The sequence below is a fragment of the Microbacterium kunmingense genome (genome assembly GCF_023155745.1).
Classification (GTDB): domain Bacteria; phylum Actinomycetota; class Actinomycetes; order Actinomycetales; family Microbacteriaceae; genus Microbacterium; species Microbacterium kunmingense.
In genome coordinates this window covers 50,167-71,754 of sequence record NZ_JAKNUS010000004.1, presented here as the reverse complement: position 1 = coordinate 71,754, position 21,588 = coordinate 50,167, and the positions used below count along the sequence as shown (strand labels likewise).

General features: G+C 68.0%; 17 protein-coding genes and 2 tRNA genes. 11 read left to right on the top strand and 8 right to left on the bottom strand.

Annotation, left to right across the window (positions count from 1 at the left end):
• Positions 1–12: 12 nt before the first annotated feature.
• A complete protein-coding gene (locus MA875_RS07270) occupies positions 13–1,104 on the bottom strand; it encodes a hypothetical protein (RefSeq protein ID WP_248241466.1) in 1,092 nt (363 codons plus the stop codon).
• Between the two features lie 192 nt (positions 1,105–1,296).
• On the opposite strand from MA875_RS07270, the gene MA875_RS07265 reads away from it, so the two are divergent.
• The 10 genes from MA875_RS07265 to MA875_RS07220 all read left to right on the top strand — a co-directional run bounded on the left by MA875_RS07265 (position 1,297) and on the right by MA875_RS07220 (position 11,586).
• A tRNA-Ser gene (locus MA875_RS07265) sits at positions 1,297–1,381 on the top strand.
• 112 nt (positions 1,382–1,493) lie between these two features.
• The gene (locus tag MA875_RS07260) at positions 1,494–2,699 is read left to right on the top strand and encodes an LCP family protein (RefSeq protein WP_248241465.1); all 1,206 of its coding nucleotides are present in this window, start codon (positions 1,494–1,496) and stop codon (positions 2,697–2,699) included.
• 71 nt (positions 2,700–2,770) lie between these two features.
• Positions 2,771–2,859, top strand: a tRNA-Ser gene (locus tag MA875_RS07255).
• Positions 2,860–3,176: 317 nt separating this feature from the next.
• The gene (locus MA875_RS07250) at positions 3,177–3,698 is read left to right on the top strand and encodes a DUF1877 family protein (protein WP_053547121.1); all 522 of its coding nucleotides are present in this window, start codon (positions 3,177–3,179) and stop codon (positions 3,696–3,698) included.
• A gap of 65 nt (positions 3,699–3,763) precedes the next feature.
• On the top strand, positions 3,764–5,215 hold the full coding sequence (locus MA875_RS07245; protein ID WP_053547122.1) for a DUF3375 domain-containing protein: 1,452 nt from the start codon (positions 3,764–3,766) through the stop codon (positions 5,213–5,215).
• On the top strand, positions 5,212–5,871 hold the full coding sequence (locus tag MA875_RS07240; protein ID WP_053547123.1) for a DUF4194 domain-containing protein: 660 nt from the start codon (positions 5,212–5,214) through the stop codon (positions 5,869–5,871). The genes MA875_RS07245 and MA875_RS07240 overlap by 4 nt, the downstream gene beginning before the upstream one ends.
• The gene (locus MA875_RS07235) at positions 5,868–9,221 is read left to right on the top strand and encodes an ATP-binding protein (protein ID WP_248241464.1); all 3,354 of its coding nucleotides are present in this window, start codon (positions 5,868–5,870) and stop codon (positions 9,219–9,221) included. The genes MA875_RS07240 and MA875_RS07235 overlap by 4 nt, the downstream gene beginning before the upstream one ends.
• On the top strand, positions 9,218–10,339 hold the full coding sequence (locus tag MA875_RS07230; protein ID WP_248241463.1) for a DUF3322 domain-containing protein: 1,122 nt from the start codon (positions 9,218–9,220) through the stop codon (positions 10,337–10,339). Before MA875_RS07235 ends, MA875_RS07230 begins: the two co-directional genes overlap by 4 nt.
• 112 nt (positions 10,340–10,451) lie before the next feature.
• Positions 10,452–10,976: a helix-turn-helix domain-containing protein gene (locus MA875_RS17760; protein WP_248241462.1), complete on the top strand. Its 525-nt coding sequence runs from the start codon at positions 10,452–10,454 to the stop codon at positions 10,974–10,976.
• A 25-nt stretch (positions 10,977–11,001) separates the two neighbouring features.
• The gene (locus MA875_RS07220; RefSeq protein ID WP_248241461.1) at positions 11,002–11,586 is read left to right on the top strand and encodes a PIN domain-containing protein; all 585 of its coding nucleotides are present in this window, start codon (positions 11,002–11,004) and stop codon (positions 11,584–11,586) included.
• A 205-nt stretch (positions 11,587–11,791) separates the two neighbouring features.
• On the opposite strand, the gene MA875_RS07215 is transcribed toward MA875_RS07220, so the two are convergent.
• A complete protein-coding gene (locus MA875_RS07215; protein ID WP_248241460.1) occupies positions 11,792–12,109 on the bottom strand; it encodes a DUF222 domain-containing protein in 318 nt (105 codons plus the stop codon).
• A 114-nt stretch (positions 12,110–12,223) separates the two neighbouring features.
• Between MA875_RS07215 and MA875_RS07210 the strand changes: the two genes are divergently transcribed.
• Positions 12,224–13,594 (top strand): hypothetical protein, encoded by a 1,371-nt coding sequence (locus tag MA875_RS07210; protein ID WP_248241459.1) that lies wholly within the window; start codon positions 12,224–12,226, stop codon positions 13,592–13,594.
• A gap of 25 nt (positions 13,595–13,619) precedes the next feature.
• Here the strand turns inward: MA875_RS07210 and MA875_RS07205 are convergent, their stop codons facing one another.
• The 6 genes from MA875_RS07205 to hpaE form a co-directional block, all read right to left on the bottom strand.
• Positions 13,620–15,314: a DEAD/DEAH box helicase gene (locus MA875_RS07205; RefSeq protein WP_248241678.1), complete on the bottom strand. Its 1,695-nt coding sequence runs from the start codon at positions 15,312–15,314 to the stop codon at positions 13,620–13,622.
• Between the two features lie 57 nt (positions 15,315–15,371).
• The gene (locus MA875_RS07200; RefSeq protein ID WP_248241458.1) at positions 15,372–17,060 is read right to left on the bottom strand and encodes a thiamine pyrophosphate-binding protein; all 1,689 of its coding nucleotides are present in this window, start codon (positions 17,058–17,060) and stop codon (positions 15,372–15,374) included.
• Positions 17,061–17,241: 181 nt separating this feature from the next.
• On the bottom strand, positions 17,242–18,048 hold the full coding sequence (locus MA875_RS07195) for an HpcH/HpaI aldolase family protein (protein WP_248241457.1): 807 nt from the start codon (positions 18,046–18,048) through the stop codon (positions 17,242–17,244).
• Positions 18,033–18,818, bottom strand: coding sequence for a 2-keto-4-pentenoate hydratase (locus tag MA875_RS07190; protein ID WP_248241456.1), 786 nt, complete (start codon positions 18,816–18,818; stop codon positions 18,033–18,035). Before MA875_RS07190 ends, MA875_RS07195 begins: the two co-directional genes overlap by 16 nt.
• A gap of 18 nt (positions 18,819–18,836) precedes the next feature.
• Complete coding sequence (gene hpaD / locus MA875_RS07185) at positions 18,837–19,982, bottom strand: 3,4-dihydroxyphenylacetate 2,3-dioxygenase (protein ID WP_248241455.1); 1,146 nt, start codon at positions 19,980–19,982, stop codon at positions 18,837–18,839.
• 77 nt (positions 19,983–20,059) lie between these two features.
• On the bottom strand, positions 20,060–21,577 hold the full coding sequence (gene hpaE, locus MA875_RS07180; RefSeq protein ID WP_248241454.1) for a 5-carboxymethyl-2-hydroxymuconate semialdehyde dehydrogenase: 1,518 nt from the start codon (positions 21,575–21,577) through the stop codon (positions 20,060–20,062).
• Between the last annotated feature and the right edge of the window lie 11 nt (positions 21,578–21,588).

Below are 21,588 nucleotides of genomic sequence, written 5' to 3'. Positions count from 1 at the left end.
CGCGACGGGTCGTCAGCGGAACATCATCTTCTCGTACAGGGTGCGTCCGGTGACGTGGTCGGTGAGGTCGTCGAGGCGGATGTCGAGATCGACGTCGGCGTTGAAGTCGTAGTACATCGGGTGCTCGCCGGCGTGCAACAGGGCGCCGACGCCGTGCCGGGGCACCTTCATGTCGAGCGACTCGATCAGCGTCGGGTTGGTGACCGTCATCGCGATCGACCCGCGGTCGCTTCTCCAGGTCCACTCCAGGCGCGTCGGATAGGACTGGTGCCCCGGGCCGGGCACGTCGCCGCTCGTGGTCAGCCGAAGCGGCACGAGGTCGTCGGTGACGAGGGTGTCGCCCTTGGCGAGGAAGAAGGTGGGGATGTTGACCTCACCGAATCCGAAGAGGCCCTTCGTCGTCATCCGCACGTACACGACCGTGTAGCCGCCGACGTGCGCACGGCCCCAGTACCAGTGGTCGAGGAAGGAGCCCATCAGGTGATTGCCCCAGTTGTGGTCGTGGTAGGCGCTTCCGGTCAGCTGCCGTGTCGTGCCGTCCTCGGTGATCGTCGCCGTCGCCGTGCCATAGGGAACGGGCACCACCCAGGCCAGATAGCGGTCCTTGTCCTGTCCGAAGTAGGTGATGCCGGCCCCGGGACGCCAGGACGGCGCCGCGCGATCGATGTGGACGTCCGCGACGATGTCGTCGGCCTCGATGTGCAGGTCGTAGGTGCGCAGGTCTCCCGTCACGCGGCTCGGACCGATGCGCACATCGCACCCGTCGGTTGCTGCGGCGAACTCGTCGGCGGGGAAGGTCGGCTCGAGGTGCCGGCGCGTGCCGTCGGCCAGTTGGCGGATGACGAGGACGGTCGGCGTCAGCGGACCGGACGGATCGGTGTGCGGCTTGTTCGAGAACGTGACGACGAGGGTCGATCCGTCGTCGAACTGGCAGTCGAAATACCACCACTCGAACGTCGAATCGGCGGCTGCGGCGGCGCGGTAGCCGTCCTCCCACGGCTCGACGGTGTCGGACGTCAGGCCGAGGGCGGCGAGTCCCTCCTCCTGCGAGCGCTGGAGCGTCGCACGGATCTCGGGGGTGTCGGGGATGTCGTGCGCGGCCATCGTCGGTCCTTTCGCGTCGGGTCGCGGATGAGGTCATCATGACAGGGCGCACCGGCGGTGGTCGAGGGCCCCTCGGGGCGGGTTGCGCGCGCCTCCCAGGGCTCTGCCAGGCGCTATGGGAAGAATGAGGGGTTGGCGCTGTCGACTAGACTCGACGCCGATTCGAGCGGATGCCGCAGGGCGTGCGTCTCGGGAGGGTTGTCCGAGCGGCCGATGGAGCTGGTCTTGAAAACCAGTGGGCAGAGATGTCCCGTGGGTTCGAATCCCACACCCTCCGCTTCCTATCCGTGAGGACCCGAGTGAGTCAGACGAGCAGAACCGGTGCGCGTGGGCGCAAGACGGTCGCCCGACACGGCCGGCTGCGGTCGCCGCATCCGTTCGCATCGCTGATGAAGATGCTCGGCATCGTCGCGGCCGTCGTCCTGGTATCGGGGCTCGGCGTCAGCGCGTACGCCTACTACGACCTGACCACGAGCTTCGCCTCGGAGGCCGTCGAGCTCGATGGACAGGGCTCGGTGCCCCCCGACATCGGGGCGATCGAGGGCGGCGTGAACCTGCTCCTCGTCGGCACCGACGAGTGCGAGCCTGAGTACGCCCAGTACTTCGGCGCGCGGTGCACGGGGCCGGAGGCATCGGGACAGCTCAATGACGTCAACATGCTGCTCCACATCTCCGACAACCCGCGGCGCGTCACGGTGATCTCGTTCCCCCGCGACCTGATGGTCGAGATTCCGTCGTGCACCCGCGAGGACGGGACGGAGACGGGCGGATCGAGCTACGAGCAGATCAACGCCGCGTGGAGCTACGGCGGCCTGAACTGCGTGGTGAAGACGGTTTCGCAGCTGAGCGGCATGAACATCCCCTTCGCGGCGAAGGTCAGTTTCGGCAACGTGATCAACATCACCGACGCGATCGGTGGCGTCGACGTCTGCATCGGCAATGGCGGCATGCGTGATCGGAACACCGGAATTGACTGGGCCGCGGGTCCGCGCAACGTCCAGGGCCTGGAGGCCCTGCAGTTCCTGCGCACGCGCTACGGACTGGAGAACGGCAGCGACCTGGCGCGCATCAGCAATCAGCAGCAGTACATGTCCTCCCTCGCACGCAAGCTCGTGAGCGAAGAAGTGCTGTCGAACCCGTCCACGTTGCTCCGACTCGCCACCACCGTCGTCGACAACGTCACTCCCTCGCAGAGCCTCACGAACCCCGTGACGCTCGTGCAGATCGCGCGGGCCGTCCAGGGCGTGCCGTTCGAAGAGATGGTGTTCGTCCGCTATCCGGTCGTCGCCGACCCCTACGACGCGAACCGTGTGGCACCGGACGATGACGCGGCCGAGCAGCTGTGGGCCGCCCTCGAGGCCAATCAGTCGCTCCAGCTGACGAGCGATCCGAATACGAGCGGCGGCGTGATCACCGCCGATCCCGCCCCCACGGAGACGCCGGTCGAGGGTGAACCCACGGAGCCGGTGGAGCCGACGGAGGGCGCGGCGCCGGTCGAGCCCGATCCGACGGAGACCGCTGCCGTGCTCCCCGAGTCGATTCAGGGTCAGACGGCCGCGCAGGAGACCTGCTCGGCGGGTAACCTCGCCGGCTGAGCCTGGTTTCGGTGTCGCGCGCGGCACCCGTTATGATGGCTGAGCGCGTCCGGGTTTCTGCTCGGATGCCTGGAGACGTCGCATAGTCAGGCCTAGTGCACCACCCTGCTAAGGTGGAGTCCCCTTATGGGGACCGAGGGTTCAAATCCCTCCGTCTCCGCCGAAAAATCCCCGGTCAGGGGTTTTTTACTCTGCTCTGCCACGAAATCCGCCACTTCTGCCACGTTTGCGGAGCGTCTCACGCTGGGCGATCTGAACTCGATCGGGAGCTCTTGTTCATCAACCTGCTCGGTTGCGGCCGGACCGGTCGAAGGTTCAGTGCCGCTGCCCGCGAGACCGCGAGCGCATATCCCTCGGTCTCCAGGGGCGGGGCCATGCGAAGGCCTCCGTTCCTCCACAGCGGCGGATTCGGGCGCGTTCTCCCCACGGCGTCGGATGCGGTGATCGTGGCTGCGCCTGCGTCGGGATGCTGGCCGCATGGGAATCCGCTACTACGCCTATGCCTTCGATGCCGACCTTGCTCAGCAGGCGGTCGATGACCCGCACAGCATCCTCTCCAGCGACCCGCTCGCTGACGCGTGGGGCCTGGAGCCGCACGCGAGCGTGAGTGTCGCGACGTTCGAGCAGGTCTCACCGAAGCGCGACATGCTCTATCTCGACAAGGCATGGTCCGCTTTGCAGTCCCTCACGCGCTCGGGGCCCGGAAGTCCCGCCGCCGGCTCGTGCTACCGGATGTTCGAGGGGAACGTGACGATGCACGACATGGGCTGGGACCCGTGGGTGAGGACGATCCTCCCGGAGGAGGTGCCAGCGATTCGGGACGACCTCTGTGCGATCGACGAGGACCAGGCGCGAACGTGGGCGCGCACTTGGCGAAGCCGGCACGGAGTCGACGATGACGACGAGCTCCGCTACGTCCTCGACTACCTCACGCGGGCACAGGAATTCGTCGAGGCGCTCGCGACAGACGGTCGCGGGATGGTCTACCTCATCGGGTGACTCAGCCCGAACTATCCGCCGCCGCCGCGTCAACGGATGTCGGTGTGTTCCTTCAGAATGGACGCGTGCCCGCCGTCGCCCAGGTTCTCGAGCTCGCCCAGCTTGCGGAGCGCGATGCGGCGTGGAAGCTGCTTCGAGCCGACAGTGCACCCGTGGTCGCCGGTCTTCTCGGCACCCACCTGGGCGGAGACGAGCGCCGAGTCGACGCTGAGGAGCTGTACGAGCGGATCGATGCCGACCTCGAGCGGCTCCGTGCGCAGGGGCTGATCTTGCCGCTGACTGCGAAGGGGTACTGCGGGGAGTGGCGATCGGCCGGCTTCCTGGTGCGTCGGCCGTCATCGGAAGCTCGGGGTGAGACGCTCGAGCTTTCCCCGGATGCGATCGCCGGGATCCGCTTCTTACAGGGGCGTGCCGCCCCGCGTTCGAGTGTGACCGAGTCTCGGCTTGCGAGTCTTGCGGCGCAGGTCCGTCGCCTCGCGATCGACACCGATCCTGACGTGTCAGCGCGCATCGCGCTACTCGAGGAAGAGATCGAGTCGATTGAGCGGCGGATCGAGAGCCTGCGTTCCGGTGACGAGTCCGCGATCGATGAAGACCGGGCGCTCGAGCGCGTTCGCGACGTGCTGGCGCAGGCGGCGGACGTGCCGGACGACTTTGCTCGGGTGCGTGCCGAGTTCGAGACGCTGAATGCGTCGCTGAGGGCGAAGATCGTCGAGTCCGATGTTTCTCAGGCGTCAGTCGTCGACGAAGTCTTCCGCGGAATCGACCACATCTCCGACTCGGATGCAGGCCGCAGTTTCGCTGCCTTCTCCCAGCTCGTGCTCGACCCTGCACTCGGTGCCGCATTCGAGGCCGACATCCGTCGCATCCTCGACCGCAGATTCGCTCGTGATCTCACCTCGGATGAGCGCCGGGCACTGCGCGCCTTCCTCGCAACGCTCAAGGGACGAAGCGCGGAGATCCACGATGTCATCACATTGTTCGCCCGGGCGCTCCGCCGCTACGTGCAGTCGCAGGACTACCAGCGCGACCGGGTCCTGCGGACTCTTCTGCGGGAGGCTCAGCACGCGGGGGTGGAAGCCGCCGCACACACGCGTCCGTGGCATCCGACGTCTCTCACGCTGGATCTCTCGGCCGTTGCGCTGTCGAGCGTCGGGGCGATCGACCTTCACGACCCCGCCGAATTCGCCGCCACCGAAGAGATCGTCACGCAGGCGACATCCCTCGCGAGCCTCGAGGAGCTGCGGGCGATCGCTCGCGAAACCGAGATCGACTTCGACGAACTCACCCGGAACGTCAACGACCTGCTCGCCGAGGTGCCCTCGTGCACCGTCGCAGATGTCCTTGCTCGATACCCCGCGACGCAGGGGGTCGGCAGCGTGATCGGACTTCTCTCGATCGCCGCCGAGCAGGGCACCGTTGACGATGAGCCCGAGGTACTCGCTTGGCAGGGCGCCGACGGAGTTCCGCGTGCGGCGATTGTGGCCGCGCACCGATTCACAGGAGCGGTGGCATGACCGAGTCGACCACGGCGGATGTCGCCCCCGACGAGCACGGAGGCCTCTGGCGTGGCGACGCCGGCGAACTCCCTGATCGCACGAGGCGCGTCTTGCTGCGTCTGGTGCGTGGCCCGTATCTTTCCGGAGCGCGCGAGGCGCAGCTGTGGGCGGTGCTGCTCACCGACGAGGCTGTCCTCCGCTCCCGGCTCGCCGATTTGTTCCTCGAATTGGTCATCGATCGGGACAACGAGTTCGCCTTCGTCCGCAACGCTCCGTCCGAGGACGCCCCGAAGGCAGTGCGGTCTGAGGCGTTGACGTTCCTCGACACCGCAATGCTGCTTGTCTTGCGCCAGACGCTGCTGAGCGAGGAGGGTCGCGGTCGGGTGATCGTCGGGCAGGCGGAGGTGTTCGAGCAGCTCGCCGTGTTCCGCACCCCGGACCGTGATGAGAAGGACTTCGCGAGCCGCGTCAACTCGTCGTGGAACAAGATGCAGAACAAGCTCCGCGTGTTGCACGCCGTTGGCGATGACCGTGCCGAGATTTCGCCCGTGCTCCGACTGCTCGTCGATGCCGACCAGATCCGCGCGATCACATCGGAGTACCACCGGATCGCCCGAGAGGGCGGAGGAGAATCCGCTGCCCCGTCGACGGATGCCGAGGATGACACAGAATGACGATGCTGAGCTTCCCCACCGACGAGCCGGAGGTCGATCCGACCAGGCCCGGCCAGTGGCGACTCTCCCAAATCGAACTCGTCAACTGGGGCACGTTCGCCGGCCACGTCTCCGTGGATGTCGCGCGCGCCGGCCACCTGTTCACCGGCGCATCCGGATCGGGCAAGTCGTCGCTACTCGACGCGATTGCCGCCGTCCTCACCCCCGACAGGTGGCTGCGCCTCAACGCGGCGGCTCAGGATGGCGCTTCCCGGCAGAGCGATCGGACGCTGATGAGCTATGTGCGTGGCGCCTGGAGCAAGGAAGCTGACGAGACTGCCGATCGGGCCACCACGACCTACCTGCGCTCGAAGGCAACCTGGAGCGGCATCCTGCTGCGCTACGAGAATCTCCGCGATGAACCGGTCGTCCTGCTGCGGGTGTTCCACGCACCGGGCACGCGCACCGAACCGACCGCGTTGAAGGACGCACGGATCTTCACCCGCGGTCACGTGAAGCTTCTCGACGTGAAGCCGCACGTCGAAGGCGGAATTGACGCGCGTCGCATGTCGAAGGCCTTCCCCGACGCGCTGATCACCACCGGTGGGAGACACGGACGCTTTCACGAGCGGATCATCCGTCAGTTCGGCTTCCGCGGAGATGCGACGCTTCAGCTTCTCCACAAGACACAATCAGCGAAGAACCTCGGCACCCTCGACGCGTTGTTCCGCGGGTTCATGCTCGACCAGCCGGGGACCTTCGCGCGGGCCGAGACCGCCGTTGAGCAGTTCACGGAGCTCGATGCCGCGCACAAGCACGTGGTCGACCTGAGGAAGCAGGCTGATGCGCTCCGCAAGGTCGACGAGGCGATCACCGCGTTCGACTTGGCCGGCGCTGAGATGGCAGCGATCTCCGATCTGCACGACGGGGTCGAGCCCTTCACAGCGGGACTCAAGTTGCGGCTCGCGAAGGAAGCCGCGGGCCCCGCACGCGCCGCGCTGGCGCGCGCCGAGAGCGACCTGAGCGACGCCGCGCGAGAGCAGCGGTTGGCGGCAGAGGCGCTGGAAACCGCGAAGGCGCGGGTCCGGGACGAGGGCGGCGCGCGCGTCGAGCTTCTGCAGGAGCGGATCGACAGTGCGCAGCGTGCCGAGGACGTCACTAGGCAATATCGAGCTCAGTTGACCGCAGAGCTGATGCGCATCGGCGCACCAATGCCCGAAGACCCAGAGCAGTTTGCGGAGCTCCTTGCCGCGGCCGTCACCGAGGTTGCGCGCGACATCCCCGCTGTGTCGTATGAGGTGCGTGACGCCGCGAGTCAGGCGCGTAAGGCGCTGGACGAAGTCACCAGGCAGATTCAGGCGCTGAGAGATCACCGGAGCAACCTCGACGAGAAGCTTCTGAGCGCACGACGATTCCTCGCGGACGCTGTTGGTGTGCCGGCATCGACATTCCCCTTTGCGGGCGAGCTGATCTCGGTCGCCGAGCAGCACTCCGCCTGGCGCGGCGCGGCAGAGCGAGTGCTCGCTCCGTTTGCGTCGACGCTCCTCGTGCGGGACGAACATCTTGTCGCCGCACGTCGGGCAGCCGACTCGCGGACACTCGGTGTCCGGCTCGTCATCGAAGCGGTCCCGCACGCCGTCGACGAGCCGCGTCGCCCCAAGGATGCCCGCTCGCTCGTTCATCGCCTCGCGGTGAGCGATGGGCCCTTCGCGTCCTACGTCCGCAAGCGCATGGCCTCCGAGTTCGACTACGCCTGCGTTTCGCACCCCGACGAGCTTGATGACGTCGAGCGTGGCGTCACGATCGGCGGCCTGGTCAAGCGCAACTCACGCAGGTATGAGAAGGACGACCGTCACGAGGTCGGTGATGCCACTCGATGGGTGCTGGGCGGCGACACCCACGCGCGGCTCGAGGCATTGCTTGAGCGTCGGCGGGACGCGATGGCGGCGATGGAGGAAGCATCCGCCCGCGACGCCGAGGCCGACTCGTTTCGTCAGGATGCGGTCAGTCGGCGCGACGTCTTCACACGCGTATCGACGTTCAGCTGGGACCAAGTGGACCTCGCAACTGCGATGGCGGTCACCGCGGCCCAGCGCGACGATCTCCGGGTGCTCACCAGCGAGTCGGGGACTCTCCGCGAAGCACAGGAGGCCGCGGAGCGAGCGACCCAGCGACTGGACGAAACGAACGCGAAGCACGCACGGGCGCTCGGAGCCCACGCTGTCGCCCGCAATCACGTCGAAAGCATCGCGGCACACGTCGCCGAACTCGAGGCCACCCCATATGCACCGGTCGAGGAGCGGATCGCCGACGCCCTCGAAGGCCGGTTCCGAGCCGAGCGACGCTCCGTGAGCCTGGAGACGGTGGACGAAGTCGCGCGAAAGGTGCAGTCGGCACTCTCGAAGGAGAAGGACGCCTCGGCCAGCCGCGCAGCGGATGCTGAGGCCAGCTTCGCCGGGCGCGCCGCCGAGTTTCGGCTCGGGTGGCCCGCTGCATCCGCAGAGCTGACTGCTGACATCCGCGACCGCTACGGCTACCGGGAACTGCGCGAAGGCATCATCGCCCGCGGCCTGCCCGAGAAGGAGTCCGAGTTCCGCAAGCTGTTGCGGGAACGATCGCAGGACGTCGTCGCACACTTGCTCAGCGACCTCCGCGACGCCCCGGGTCTCATCCGTGAGCGAATCCTCCCCGTCAACGCATCCCTGGGGCGGTCCCCGTTCGAGGGAGCGGACCGCTTCCTCGAGATCGATGTGAAGACGACGCGGACCCCGGAGGTCGACGAGTTCCTCACCGACCTCCGTCGCATCGTTGAAGGCAACTGGGCCGACGAGTCGGCCGCCGGTGCCGAGCAACGATTCGCCGTGCTGCAGCACGTAATCGGTCGACTCGGATCCAAGGACCGCGTCGACATCGATTGGCGCAACCGGGTGCTCGACACGAGGCTTCACGTGAGCTTCCTCGCGCGGGAGAAGGACGTCGCCGGCCGCGTTGTGCGGGTGTATGACTCCGCAGAGGGCTTGTCGGGTGGTCAGCGGCAGAAGCTCGTCATCTTCTGCCTCGCGGCAGCGCTGCGGTACCAGCTGACTGAAGAAGAGGACGAGGTTCCGAGGTTCGGGTCGATCGTGCTCGATGAGGCGTTCGACAAGGCTGACAGCCGATACACGCGCAACGCGATGGAGGTGTTCCGCGAGTTCGGATTCCACATGATCCTCGCGACACCGCAGAAGCTGCTGCAGACGCTCGAGCCGTACGTGGGTGCGATCACGTCGGTATCGAACCCCGACCGCGACGCCTCACGGCTGGCGAACGTGGTGTTCTCGGTCGGGGAACCTGAGGTCGCCACCCCGCCGCACGCGGAGTCGCGCGCGTGACCACGCTTGTCACACCGTCTGACCTGCGCGCGCGGGCGAAGAAGCTCTTCGACCGCGATGCACGCACCTGGGCCGCCGAGCAGCAGACCGATGTCGTGCTCGACGTTCCGCTACGCCCGCCAACGGAGCGGGAGGCGCTGGACGATCTCAATCTGGTTCGACGGTGGGTCGACGCCTGGCGCGGTGTGAGCGAGGACTCGGGTATCGAGCTCGAGTGGGTCGTCCGCCATTGGTCACGCATCGGGTCGCAGGAAGTCCCCGTTCGCGCGGTGCTGCACGGTTCGGATTCGATCGCTCGAGCGGCGGGCGAGGCGGAGGGTTGGCGACGTCTGATGGCGCGACTTGACGAGTTGAGGGGCCTGGCCGGTTCCGACGCCAGCGGTGTGCTCCGCGCCCATGGCCGCGCGATCAGCGATCTCGATGGCGCCGATTTCGACAGGCTCGTCCATGTGCTGGCCTGGTTGCGCGAGAACCCGGAATCGGGCCACCTGGTGCGGGAACTGCCGATCCGCGGCATCCACACCAAATGGATCGAATCTCGCCGCGGACTCGTCGAGGCGTTGCATCGGGCGGGAACCGGAGCGCCCGGACTGGGCCTTCGCGAGCCGTCACCGCTCATACGGATCCGTGCTCTCGATCCGTCGCTCTCGTTCCAGGGGCTCACCGATGTGTCGGCGCCCGTCGACGACCTTGCGGCAAGCACGATCCGACCCGAGCGCGTGTTCGTGTTCGAGAACCTCGCCACCCTGCTCGCGATGCCGGATGTGCCCCGAGCTGTAGCAGTGCACGGTGGTGGTCACCGCGTCGATCTCGTCGCCCGCCTCCCGTGGGCGCAGACGGTCACCTACTGGGGCGATCTCGATTCGCACGGATTCGCCATACTCAACCGACTTCGAGCCAGGGGTGTGGACGCAACGTCGGCGTTGATGGATATGGATACTCTGTTCGCTCACCGTGATCTGTGGGGGACCGATCCGGATCCGAACGTCGGCGTGTTCGATCTGCTCACGCCTGATGAGCGCGCGACTCTTCAGTCGCTGAGCGCGGAGGGCAACATACGCCTCGAGCAGGAGCGCCTCCCGTGGAGTTACGCGCTCGAACGGCTCGGGGTGTCCTGACGAGGCATCTGATCGTTGCCCCAGCGCGCTCCTATTGACCTGTCAGCGACGCGTGCTACCGTAATCGTAACAAACGCAACCTCCTGCGTTTACGTGTATTGAGGTGATTTCCGTGTCTCGCGCTGCCGTCGTTGAAGAGACGTACCTTCCCAGCAGGGAAGTCGAGCTTGCCCCTGTGCTGGACTTCCTCACCGCCCATGAGGCCGCCGGCCGGGCTCTTCCCGAGCCAAGGTACTTCCTTGCGGGGGCGCGTCCAGGCGACCAGGTCGAGCTTCCGGAAGAGGTCTACCTCGCTCTCCGCAAGATCGTGGACGCGATGCAGAGCGGGCTTGCCGTGTCAGTTGTACCCCAGGCAACACGGCTCACCACCCAGCAGGCAGCGGATCTCCTGAACGTGAGCCGCCCGACCATTGTGAAGCTCCTCGACGAGGGTGAGATCCCATTCGAGAAGGCGGGAACGCACCGACGCGTTCTCCTCGCGGATCTGCTCGAGTACCGAGAGCGCCGGCGGGAGCGTCAGTACGACATGCTCGCCGCCACGCGCGACGCCGTCGACGAAGACAACATCGAGCAGACGCTCGAGGACCTCAGAGCGGCGAGGAAGGCGGTCGCCGCAAGGCAGGCAGCCCGACTCTGACCTCGCAGACTGACAGGATGGGGTCGTGTTCACGGCGACCCTCGACACCAGCGTGCTGTGGCCGAGCCTGCAACGCGACTTCCTCCTTTCGCTCGCGATCGAGGGCGCGTATCGACCGACCTGGAGCTCGGCGATCCTCGACGAACTCGAGTTCCACGAGGAAGTCAAGCTCGTGAAGCGGGGGATACCCGTAGCGGGGGCTGCCAGCCGCGCAGCAACCCTCATCGCCGCGATGCGGAGAGAGTTCGCCGACGCGGAGGTCGAAGGCTGGGAACCGCTGGAAGGTACCTTCGGGCTTCCCGATCCGGATGACGAGCATGTGGTCGCTGCGGCCGTCATCGCGGGAGCCGGAGCGATCGTCACCGAGAACCTGAAGGACTTCCCTGCAGCCAAGATTCCGCCGGGCATCCAGGTGCTCAGCGCCAGGGAGTTCGCGAAGAACACTGTCGCGCTCAACCCCAGGCATGCGCTCGCCGCGGTGCGGGAGATCGCGAGTCGTTCCGGCCGCTACGGTGCAGCGCTCACCGTCGAGGAGATCCTGGACACGTTGCGCGACCGATACGGCATGATCGAAGCCGTCGAGATGATGGTCGAAGCTGCGTCCGCGTAGCCTCCAGTTCGCATGACTGAAGAGCGGGGTGCAGCCACCTGATTTCGCGCCGAACACCCGCCACGTTTCTGCCACGAATCGAACCGCGCTGACCTGATCGAGGAGAACGTCTGTGGCCTCAGAACACGCGGAATCATGCGGTTTCCGCTGGGTCCAGTTGCCATCGGCGCGATTTCAAATCCCTCCGTCTCCGCCACATGCCGTGTCAGCTCCTGTTGCGCGCGCGCCATTCAGACAGGGCCTCGTCCACGCGATCGGCGAGGATGAAGAACGCGTCCGCTTCCCGCTGTTCCTGCGTGCGTCTGTTCGGTGTGGCCCCGGGGAGAAAGCTGCGCATGTCGTCGGCACGCAACCTGGCCGTGATGCGTCCGAGTGCGTGAAGAAGTGCCGCGCCGCTGTCGCCTCCGATCTTTCCCGAAAGACTCGACATCCCGTCGGTTTCATCCCTGAGCTGCAAACCACGCAGGGCTTCGAGTATCAGGACGGCGGGTTCGTCTTCTACGAGGACATCGTTGATGGTCATCACCGCACGCTAGGCCCCACCTCCGACATGCACTCCGGCCGGCTGCGACGCCGCATCCGGTCGCTCGGGTCGAGACGGGGTGTGCGAGGCGGGAGTTGACGCCATGATGGCCCCATGGCCGACCCTCGCAGACCCTCGGACATCGCCGACCTCGAGGAGCGCGTCCGCGCGCTGGAGAAGGAGAACGCCGAGCTCTCCTCGGCGGTCGAAGGGAGGGCGCGTGTCCACGGCTCGCGCTGGCGTGCGGTCGCCAGCGCGTTCGTCATCCTCGTCGCATCCCTCCTACTTCCTGTCACGATCGTCGCGGCGTGGGCGCGGATCCAGCTCGTGGACGAGGACGCGTTCGTGCAGACCCTCGCACCGCTCGTCGACGACCCCGCTGTGCAGCAGCTCATCATCGATGAGACCCTCGACGCGATCGGCGAGCAGGTCGACTTCGAGCAGTTGACCGCGGATGTCTTCGCCGGAATCTCCGACCTCGGCCTGCCGCCTCGCGCCGCGGCGGCACTCCAGCTCCTCCAAGCTCCGGCGGCAAGCGGACTCGAGGGCCTGGTCTCGGAAGCGGTGACCACCGTGGTCGAGTCCGACGCCTTCTCCGACGTCTGGGCGACGGCGACCCGTGCCGCGCACCGCGCGTTGACGGTGTCCGCGACCTCCGACGGTGGAGGACTCGTCGTGCGCACCGAGGACGGCGTCGGGATCCAACTCGGCGCGATCGTGGAGCGCGTCCAGCAGACGCTGCTCGACCGGGATGTCGCGATCGCGCAGCTGATCCCGGAGGTCGACCGGGTGATCGTCGTCGGCGAGGGGCAGGGATTGGACGCCGTCCGTCTCGGCTACGCCGTCGCTGTGACCGTCGGAGCATGGCTGCCGCTCGTGACACTGGCGCTGGCCGCGCTGGGGATCGCTCTCGCGCGGCGGCGAAGCGTCGCCGTGATGGGTGTCGGGTTCGGCTTCGTGTTCGGGGCGGGGAGTCTCGCCGTGTCGTTCCTCGTCGGACGAGGGGTCGTGGGCATAGCCGCAGAGCGGCTCGATCTGGCACCCGCCGCGCTCGATGTGATCTACCGCCGCCTGGTCGACGTCATGACCGAGACCGCCGTCGTCTTCACCGTCATCGGCGCGATCCTCGTGGTCATCGGCTGGCTGTCGGGCCGCTCCGCGGCGGCGCGGAAGATACGGTCTGCCGTCGGAGCGATCAACGCGTCGGCTCGGCGGGGACTCCGCGCCCGTGGGCTCGACAGCGGTCGTCTCGGCACATGGCTCGCCGTCAGGCGGGTGCTCGTCCGCGTCATCCTCGCGGTCCTCGCCGTCCTCTGGCTGATCCTTCTGCGCCCCATCGGATTCGGCGACGTCCTCCTCGTCCTCCTCACGACGCTGCTGATCATGTGGGTTCTGGAACTCCTGCAGCGGCGGGAAGAGGACATCGAGCCGGATGCCACCGGCGCGGCCGTCGCGGTCGATGAACCTCCGGCGGTCCCGAACTGACCGCGGTGCCGGCCCGGGACGGACGTCAGTAGCGCGGTCCGCGCCGCGGCCTGTCGTCCTCCCGGCGGGTCCGGCGTGCCGGGCCACCGGTGTCCAGCCGGAGGTCGATGAGCCGGCCCGAGATGCGGGTGCTCTCGAGCCTCGCGCGTGTCTCCCGCGAAAGGTCGGCGGGGAGCTCGACGAGGGAGAAGTCCGGTCGGATCTGAATCGCCCCGAAGTCGTCGCGCTTGAGGCCGCCCTCGTTCGCGAGCGCCCCGACGATCTGGCGCGGCTCGACGCGGTGACGTTTGCCGACGGCGATGCGATAGGTCGCCATCCCTTCGCGCGCCGGGCGAGGCCGGCGTTCGGCGGCGTCGCGATCACGGTCCACGCGCTCCGGCCGTTCGCCGCGCTCGCGGCGCTGCGGCTCGGGGTCGGGTTCGAGCAGCAGCGGCGATTCGCCCTGCGCGACCACGGCGAGGGCGGCGGCGACATCGACCTCGGGAACATCGTGGTGCCGGACGTAGTGGGCGATGATGTCGCGGAAGCGGTCGATGCGCTCGGTCTCGGCGAGGGCGGCGGTGATCCGGTCGTCGAACCGGGCCAGGCGCGTCACATTGACCTCGTCGACGCTCGGCAGGGGGATCTCGGTCAGGGACTGGCGCGTGGCGCGCTCGATGGCGCGCACGAGGCCGCGCTCGCGGGGTGTGACGAAGCTGATCGCGTCGCCCGACCGTCCGGCCCGGCCCGTGCGACCGATGCGGTGCACGTACGACTCGGTGTCGGTGGGGATGTCGAAGTTGACCACGTGCGAGATGCGCTCGACATCGAGTCCTCGCGCGGCGACATCGGTGGCGACGAGGATGTCGAGCTTGCCGGCCTTGAGCTGGTTGATGGTCTTCTCGCGGACGGGCTGGGCGACGTCGCCGTTGATCGCGGCCGCCGAGTAGCCGCGCGCGCGGAGCTTCTCGGCGATCTCCTCGGTCACGCTCTTGGTGCGGCCGAAGACGATGAGGCCGTCGAAGTTCTCGGTCTCGAGGATGCGGGTGAGCGCGTCCATCTTCTGAGAGAACGACACGATGAGGTACCGCTGGGTGATCGTCGACGAGGTCGTGGTCTTCGTCTTGATCGTGATCTCTTCGGGATCGTGCAGGTACTGCTGCGAGATGCGCCGGATGGCAGCGGGCATCGTCGCCGAGAAGAGCGCCACCTGCTTGGTGTCGGGAGTGTCGGCGAGGATCGTTTCGACGTCCTCCGCGAAGCCCATCTTCAGCATCTCGTCGGCCTCGTCGAGCACCAGGTACTTCAGCTCCGTCAGGTCGAGCGTTCCCTTGTCGAGGTGGTCCATGATGCGCCCGGGGGTTCCGACGACGATGTGCACCCCTCGGCGGAGGGCCGACAGCTGGACGCCATAGCCTTGACCGCCGTAGACGGGCAGGACGTGCACACCGCGGCGACGGGAAGCGTACTTCTCGAACGCCTCGCACACCTGCAGCGCGAGTTCGCGGGTGGGCGCGAGGACAAGCGCCTGGGGTGTCTTCTGCGACACGTCCAGCCGGTCGAGGATCGGCAGGGCGAAGGCGGCGGTCTTGCCCGTGCCGGTCTGCGCGAGACCGACGACATCGCGTCCTGCGAGGAGGGTCGGAATGGTTGCGGCCTGGATCGCCGACGGCGTTTCGTACCCAACATCGCGCAGCGCCGCGAGCACGGGCTCACTGAGCCCCAGGTCGGAGAAGGTCATCGTGGCAGGCTCCTCGGGAGCCGCTTCCTCGATCGGTCTGTCAGACGTGGTCACCCTTCAGAGTATTGCGGACTCCCTCGGCTGCGGCAGGGTCACACCGTTCACCCGGAGGATCTCCTCCTGGTACGGCGCGATGACATGGCCCGAGATCCGGCAGTCGAGCACGAGGAACGGGCGGTCATCGGCGGGTGCGGCAGCCCAGGAGGCGAGACGGTCGATGTCGTCGAGCGTCTCGACGACGACGCCCTCCGCCCCCACCCCGGAAGCGAGAGCGGCGAAGTCGACCTGCGGGATGAGCATGGGTCCGCGGGCAAGGCCCTTCAGGCCGTAGAGGTTGACCTCCGCGCCGTAGGCGGCGTCGTTCCAGACGACCGCGAGTCCCCGCCCGCCGGCGACGCGTACCGCGGACTCGAGATCGGCGAGGGCCATCAGCCCGCCCCCGTCGCCCGTGGTGAGGACGACGGTCGACTCCGGGTGCGCCAGTGCGGCGCCCGGCACCGACGGCCACCCGAACCCGATCGACTGGTACGCCGTGCCGACCATCATCATCCGGTCGGGGGAGGCGACCGGCCAGTACATGTTGGCCCACCCGATGAAGTGCCCGCCGTCGGAGACGACGACCCGGTCCTCCGGGAGAAGCCGTCCGATGCGCGCGGCGACGGACCGTGGGTCGAGGCGGCCATCGGGGGCGACACCGTCTCCCTCGTCGTAGCGGCGGAGCGGGGCGAGGTTGATGGACTCCCGCCATCCGCTCGGAGAGGCGTCGAGGCGGGCGAGCTCCGCCACGATCTCCTGCGCCACGAGCGCCGCGTCCGCGCGGACGTACCCGCCGACGTGCGGGTGGGTGGCGGTCGGCGCGAGGTCGACCTGGAAGACCCGGGTGGTCGGGGCGAACAGCTCGCCGAATCGCATCGTGAACTGGTTGAGCGAGGCGCCGAAGACGACCGCCACGTCAGCCTCGCGCACGAGATCCATCGCGCCCTCGGCACCGAACCCCCCGGTCACCCCGAGGTCGAACTCGCCACGGGGGAAGATGCCGCGGGCCAGCGATGAGCTCGCGGTGATCGCGCCGGTGGCGTCGGCCAGAGCCCCGAGTGCGTCGCCGGCGCCGGAGATCCACGCGCCACGACCGGCGAGCAGGAAGGGGCGACGTGCTGTGCGCAGCGCCGCAGCGATCTCGCGCACCGCAGCGCGTGCGAAGGCCGTCGCGGGGGCCTGCGGCTCGGGAAGGCGCGGTGCGGGCGCGTCGGGCACAGGTCCCGCCTCGATGGTGACGACGTCGTAGGGGATCGCGAGCACGACGGGGACGCGGTATGTCAGTGCGTGCTCGATGGCGATGACGGTGGTCGCCGCGGCATCCGCGCGGCCGACCGTGTAGGTGCGGACGCCCACGCCGGCCGCCAGCGCGATCTGGTCGACATCCCATGGGCGCGGCCCCGACGTCGGGGCATCGCCCACGATGAGCACGAGCGGCACGCGCGCCTGGGCGGCCTCGGCCAGGGGGGTGAGGGTGTTGGTGAAGCCGGCGCCGTAGGTGGCGGTGGCGGCTGCCAAACGGCCGGATGCGCGATGGTAGGCATCCGCGGCGACGACGGCCCCTGCTTCGTGCCGCACCGCGGTGAAGGTCGCCTCCGTCTCGCGCTCGAGTGCGTCGAGGACGTAGGCGTTGCCGTTGCCCATCACGCCGAAGACGTGAGCGATGTAGCGGGCGAGGGTGGAAGCGACGTGCGCGGAAACGGTGGGCATGACGGAGCCTTTCGGCCCTCACGGGAGGTGAGGACGACGTACGGATGCGGGAACCGTATGTGTCTCACACGTGCTGCGCACGGCTGTGTGCCCCTTTTTCGAGCACCGGCGGGGTCGTTCCTGCCGGACGGTGAAATGATATACGAAGTGGATGCCACCGACCAGGCGGAGTGCTCCGATGTCAGTAGCTCGCGCGCGGTGCCGGCAGGTCGTCGGTGCGTGACCATCGTGCGGCGAGGGCTTCGGAACCGCGCGCCAGGATCGACACGTCCGCGGCCACGAGGATGAAGCTCGCCCCGGCGTCGAGGTAGGACTGTGCCGCCACGGGGTCGAAGGCGTTCACCCCGACGGGTTTCCCCGCCGCGCGGACTCCGGCGAAGGCTCGGTGAACGGCGTCGACCACGAACGGATGCGTCTGTTGCCCGAGCACACCGAGGGAGGCGGCGAGGTCGCTCGGTCCGACGAAGACGCCGTCGACGCCGTCGACGGCGGCGATCTCCGCGGCCGCATCCACGCCCGCCGCCGTCTCGATCTGGACGAACAGCGAGACGTGCTGATCCGCGTCGGCGAGGTACCCGTCGACGCGATTCCATCGGGCCGAGCGGCCCAGGGCCGACCCGACGCCGCGTTGCCCGCGCGGGGGATAGCGCACCGCCGACACGGCAGCCTCCGCATCCGACGTCGACGACACCATCGGGACGAGGATGTTCTGCGCGCCGAGATCGAGCACCTGCTTGATGACGACCGGGTCGTTGCCCGGTACGCGCACGACCGGCGTGATCGGATACGCGGCGACGGCCTGCAGCTGAGCGAGCACCGATTCCAGACTGTGGGGCGCGTGCTCCATGTCGATGAGCGTCCAGTCGAGCCCCGAGCCCGCGCAGATCTCGGCCACGAGCGGCGAGCCGGAGCACACCCAGATGCCCGCGAGCGGTCTGTCGGAGGCGGAGAGGGCGGCGCGGAGGGTCTGGCTCAGACGAAGCGGCATGTGATCTGTCCCATCGGCCCGTAATCGCACAGCACCTCGTCGCCGGCGCTCACCCACATCGGGCGGGTGAACGAGCCGGCGAGGATGATCTCGCCGGCCTCCAGGCGAGCACCGTGCTGCGCGAGCTTGCCTGCGAGCCACGCTACTCCGGTGGCCGGATGCCCGAGCACCCCGGCGGCGACGCCGGTCTCGACTATCTCGCCGTTGCGGGAGAGGACCCCGGGAACCCAGCGCAGGTCGATCTCGTCGGGGCGCTTGTGCACGTCGCCGAGCACCATCGCGCCGTACGCGGCGTTGTCGGAGATGGTGTCGACGATCGTCCGTCCCTCCAGTTCGATGTGCGAGTTCAGCACCTCGAGGGCGGGCACGGCGTAGTCGATCGCGGCCAGGGCATCGTCGAGCGTGCAGCCGGGGCCTTCGAGAGCTCGGCCGAGCACGAAGGCGAGCTCGACCTCGATGCGCACATTCGAGAAGCGGGATGCGTCGATCTCGTCGCCGGAGCGGTAGACGGTGTCGTCGAACATCACCCCGTAGTCGGGTTCGGTGATACCGGTCGACTCCTGCATCGCCTTGGACGTCAGACCGATCTTCCGGCCCACCAGACGCCGGCCCGCGGCGATGTTGCGGTCGCGCCACACCCCCTGGATCGCATAGGAGTCTTCGACCGTCGCGTCGGGGTACCGCGCGGTGATCCGGGGGATCACACCGTTCGTGCGGTCGGCCTCGGCGAGCTCCTCGGCGATCTTCGCGATCGTGTCAGCGGGCAGCATCCGGTGTCCTCCCCACGCTCAGAGCTGGTTGCCGAGTTTGAATTCACCGTCGGACTGCTCCGGAGCCCGGGTGTACGAGAACCCGTCGGCGCCGATCGTGACCGCCATCTCGGAGGAGTCGGTGCGCGCCACCACCGGCTGCGGGTTGCCGTCGAGGTCGAGCACGAGCGAGGCCTCGGTGTACCAGGACGGTACGACGGGGTTCCCCCACCAGTCGCGGCGCTGGTTGTCGTGGACATCCCAGGTGACGACCGGGTTGTCCGGGTCGCCGGTGTAGTAGTCCTGCGTGTAGATCTCGACCCGGTGGCCGTCGGGGTCGCGCAGATACAGGTAGAAGGCGTTCGAGACGCCGTGGCGGCCGGGTCCGCGCTCGATCGCATCGGAGCGGCGGAGTGCCCCGAGCTTGTCGCAGATGGCGAGGATGTTGTGCTTCTCGTGGGTGGCGAAGCAGACGTGGTGCATGCGCGGGCCGTCGCCACCGGTCATCGCGGTGTCGTGGACGGTGGGCTTGCGGCGCATCCAGGCGGCGTAGACCGCTCCCTCCTCGTCCTGGATGTCTTCCGTGACGCGGAAACCAAGCGACTGCATGAAGTTCACCGCCCGCGGCACGTCGGGGGTCACCTGGTTGAAGTGATCCAGCCGCACCAGCTCGCCGGGGCTGTAGAGGTCGTACCGCCACGACAGTCGCTCGACGTGCTCGGTGGCGAAGAAGAACTCGTAGGGGAAGCCCAGGGGGTCGACCACCCGGACGGAATCGCCGATGCCCTTGGTGAAGCCGTTCGGCTCGCGCCGCACCTCGCAGCCGAGCTCGGTGTAGAAGGCCACGGCCTTATCGAGGTCCTCGGCCGAGCGGACGCGGTACGAGAAGGCGGCGACGGCGGCGATCGGCCCCTGTCGGAGCACGAGGTTGTGATGGATGAACTCCTCGGTCGAGCGGAGGTAGATCGCGGTGTCGTCCTCCTCCGTGACGTGCAGACCCAGCACGTCGACGTAGAACTCCCTCGAGGCGGCGAGGTCGGTGACGATGAGTTCCATGTAGGCGCACCGGAGGATGTCGGGCGCCGGTGACGTCGGGGTGGGGATCGGGTTCGCCGACCGGATCGGCGCCTCCTGGCTCACCCAGAAGCCGGAGGAGGTGAGGGTCATGGTGTCGCGGTGGCTCATCTCAGGCCTCCTTGCGTGAGGGAAGTGGTGGTGGGTGTCGTTTCGTCTCGCTGCGCTCGCTCAACGACCGAGGCGGGTCAGCCCTTGCCGAAGGTGGGGTTGTGCACCTTGCCGAGCGTGATGTGCACGGCCTGCTGATCGGTGTAGAAGTCGATCGACCGGTACCCGCCCTCGTGGCCGAGGCCGGAGGCCTTGACCCCGCCGAAGGGGGTGCGGAGGTCGCGGACATTGTTGGAGTTCAGCCACACCATGCCCGCCTCGACCGCCTGCGAGAAGTTGTGGGCGCGCTTCAGATCGTTCGTCCAGATGTAGGCCGCGAGCCCGTACTTCACGCCGTTGGCGAGCTCGAGCGCCTCTTCGTCGGTGTCGAACGGGGTGATGGCGACGACCGGACCGAAGATCTCCTCCTGGAAGATCCGCGCGTCCGGCGCGACGTCGGCGAACACGGTCGGCTCGACGAAGTTGCCGGTCTCGAACCCCTCGGGGCGGCCCCCGCCGGCGACCAGGCGCCCCTCGGACTTGCCGATTTCGATGTACGAGACGACCTTGTCGTAGTGCTCGGGATGCACCAGCGCGCCGACCTCGGTGGCGGGGTCGTGCGGGTAGCCGACGCGCACGCGCTTGGCCTGGGCCGCATAGCGCTCGACGAACTCGTCGTAGATCTCGCGCTCGACGAGGATGCGCGAGCCGGCGGTGCAGCGCTCGCCGTTGAGCGAGAACACACCGAAGATGGTCGCGTCGATCGCGGCGTCGAGGTCGGCGTCGGCGAAGACGACCGCCGGCGACTTGCCGCCGAGCTCCATCGAGAGACCCTTCAGGTAGGGGGCGGCGTTGCCGAAGATGATCTGCCCGGTACGGCTTTCGCCGGTGAAGGAGATGAGCGGCACGTCGGGGTGCTTCACCAGGGCGTCGCCGGCGTCTTCGCCGAGACCGTTGACGAGATTGAACACCCCGGTCGGCAGCCCCGCCTCTTCGAAGATGCCCGCCCACAGTGACGCCGAGAGCGGGGTGAACTCGGCGGGCTTCAGCACGACGGTGTTGCCGGTCGCCAGGGCGGGTCCGAGCTTCCACGACTCGAGCATGAAGGGCGTATTCCACGGCGTGATGAGGCCGGCGACGCCGATGGGCTTGCGGTTGACGTAGTTGATCTGGCGCCCCGGCACCTTGTAGGTGTCATCGGCCTGCGCGACGATCAGGTCGGCGAAGAAGCGGAAGTTCTCCGCCGCGCGCCGGGCCTGGCCGAGCGCCTGCGTGATCGGCAGCCCCGAGTCGAACGACTCCAGCTCGGCGAGGCGCGCGTCGCGCGACTCGACGATGTCGGCGATGCGGTGGAGGATGCGCGATCGCTCGCGCGGCAGCATCCTCGGCCACGGCCCCTCGGTGAAGGCGACTCGGGCGGCGGCGACGGCGCGGTCGATGTCGGCCTTCTTCCCGGCCGCCGCGGTCAGGTAGGTCTCGTTCGAGACAGGGTCGAGCACGTCGAAGGTCGCGCCGTCGACGGAGTCGACGAATTCACCCCCGATGTAGTGCTGGATGTGGTCGGGAAGGTCGGCGGGCACATGGCGCTCGGTGGTGCGCGCAGCGGTGTCGGTCATCGTGCTCCTTG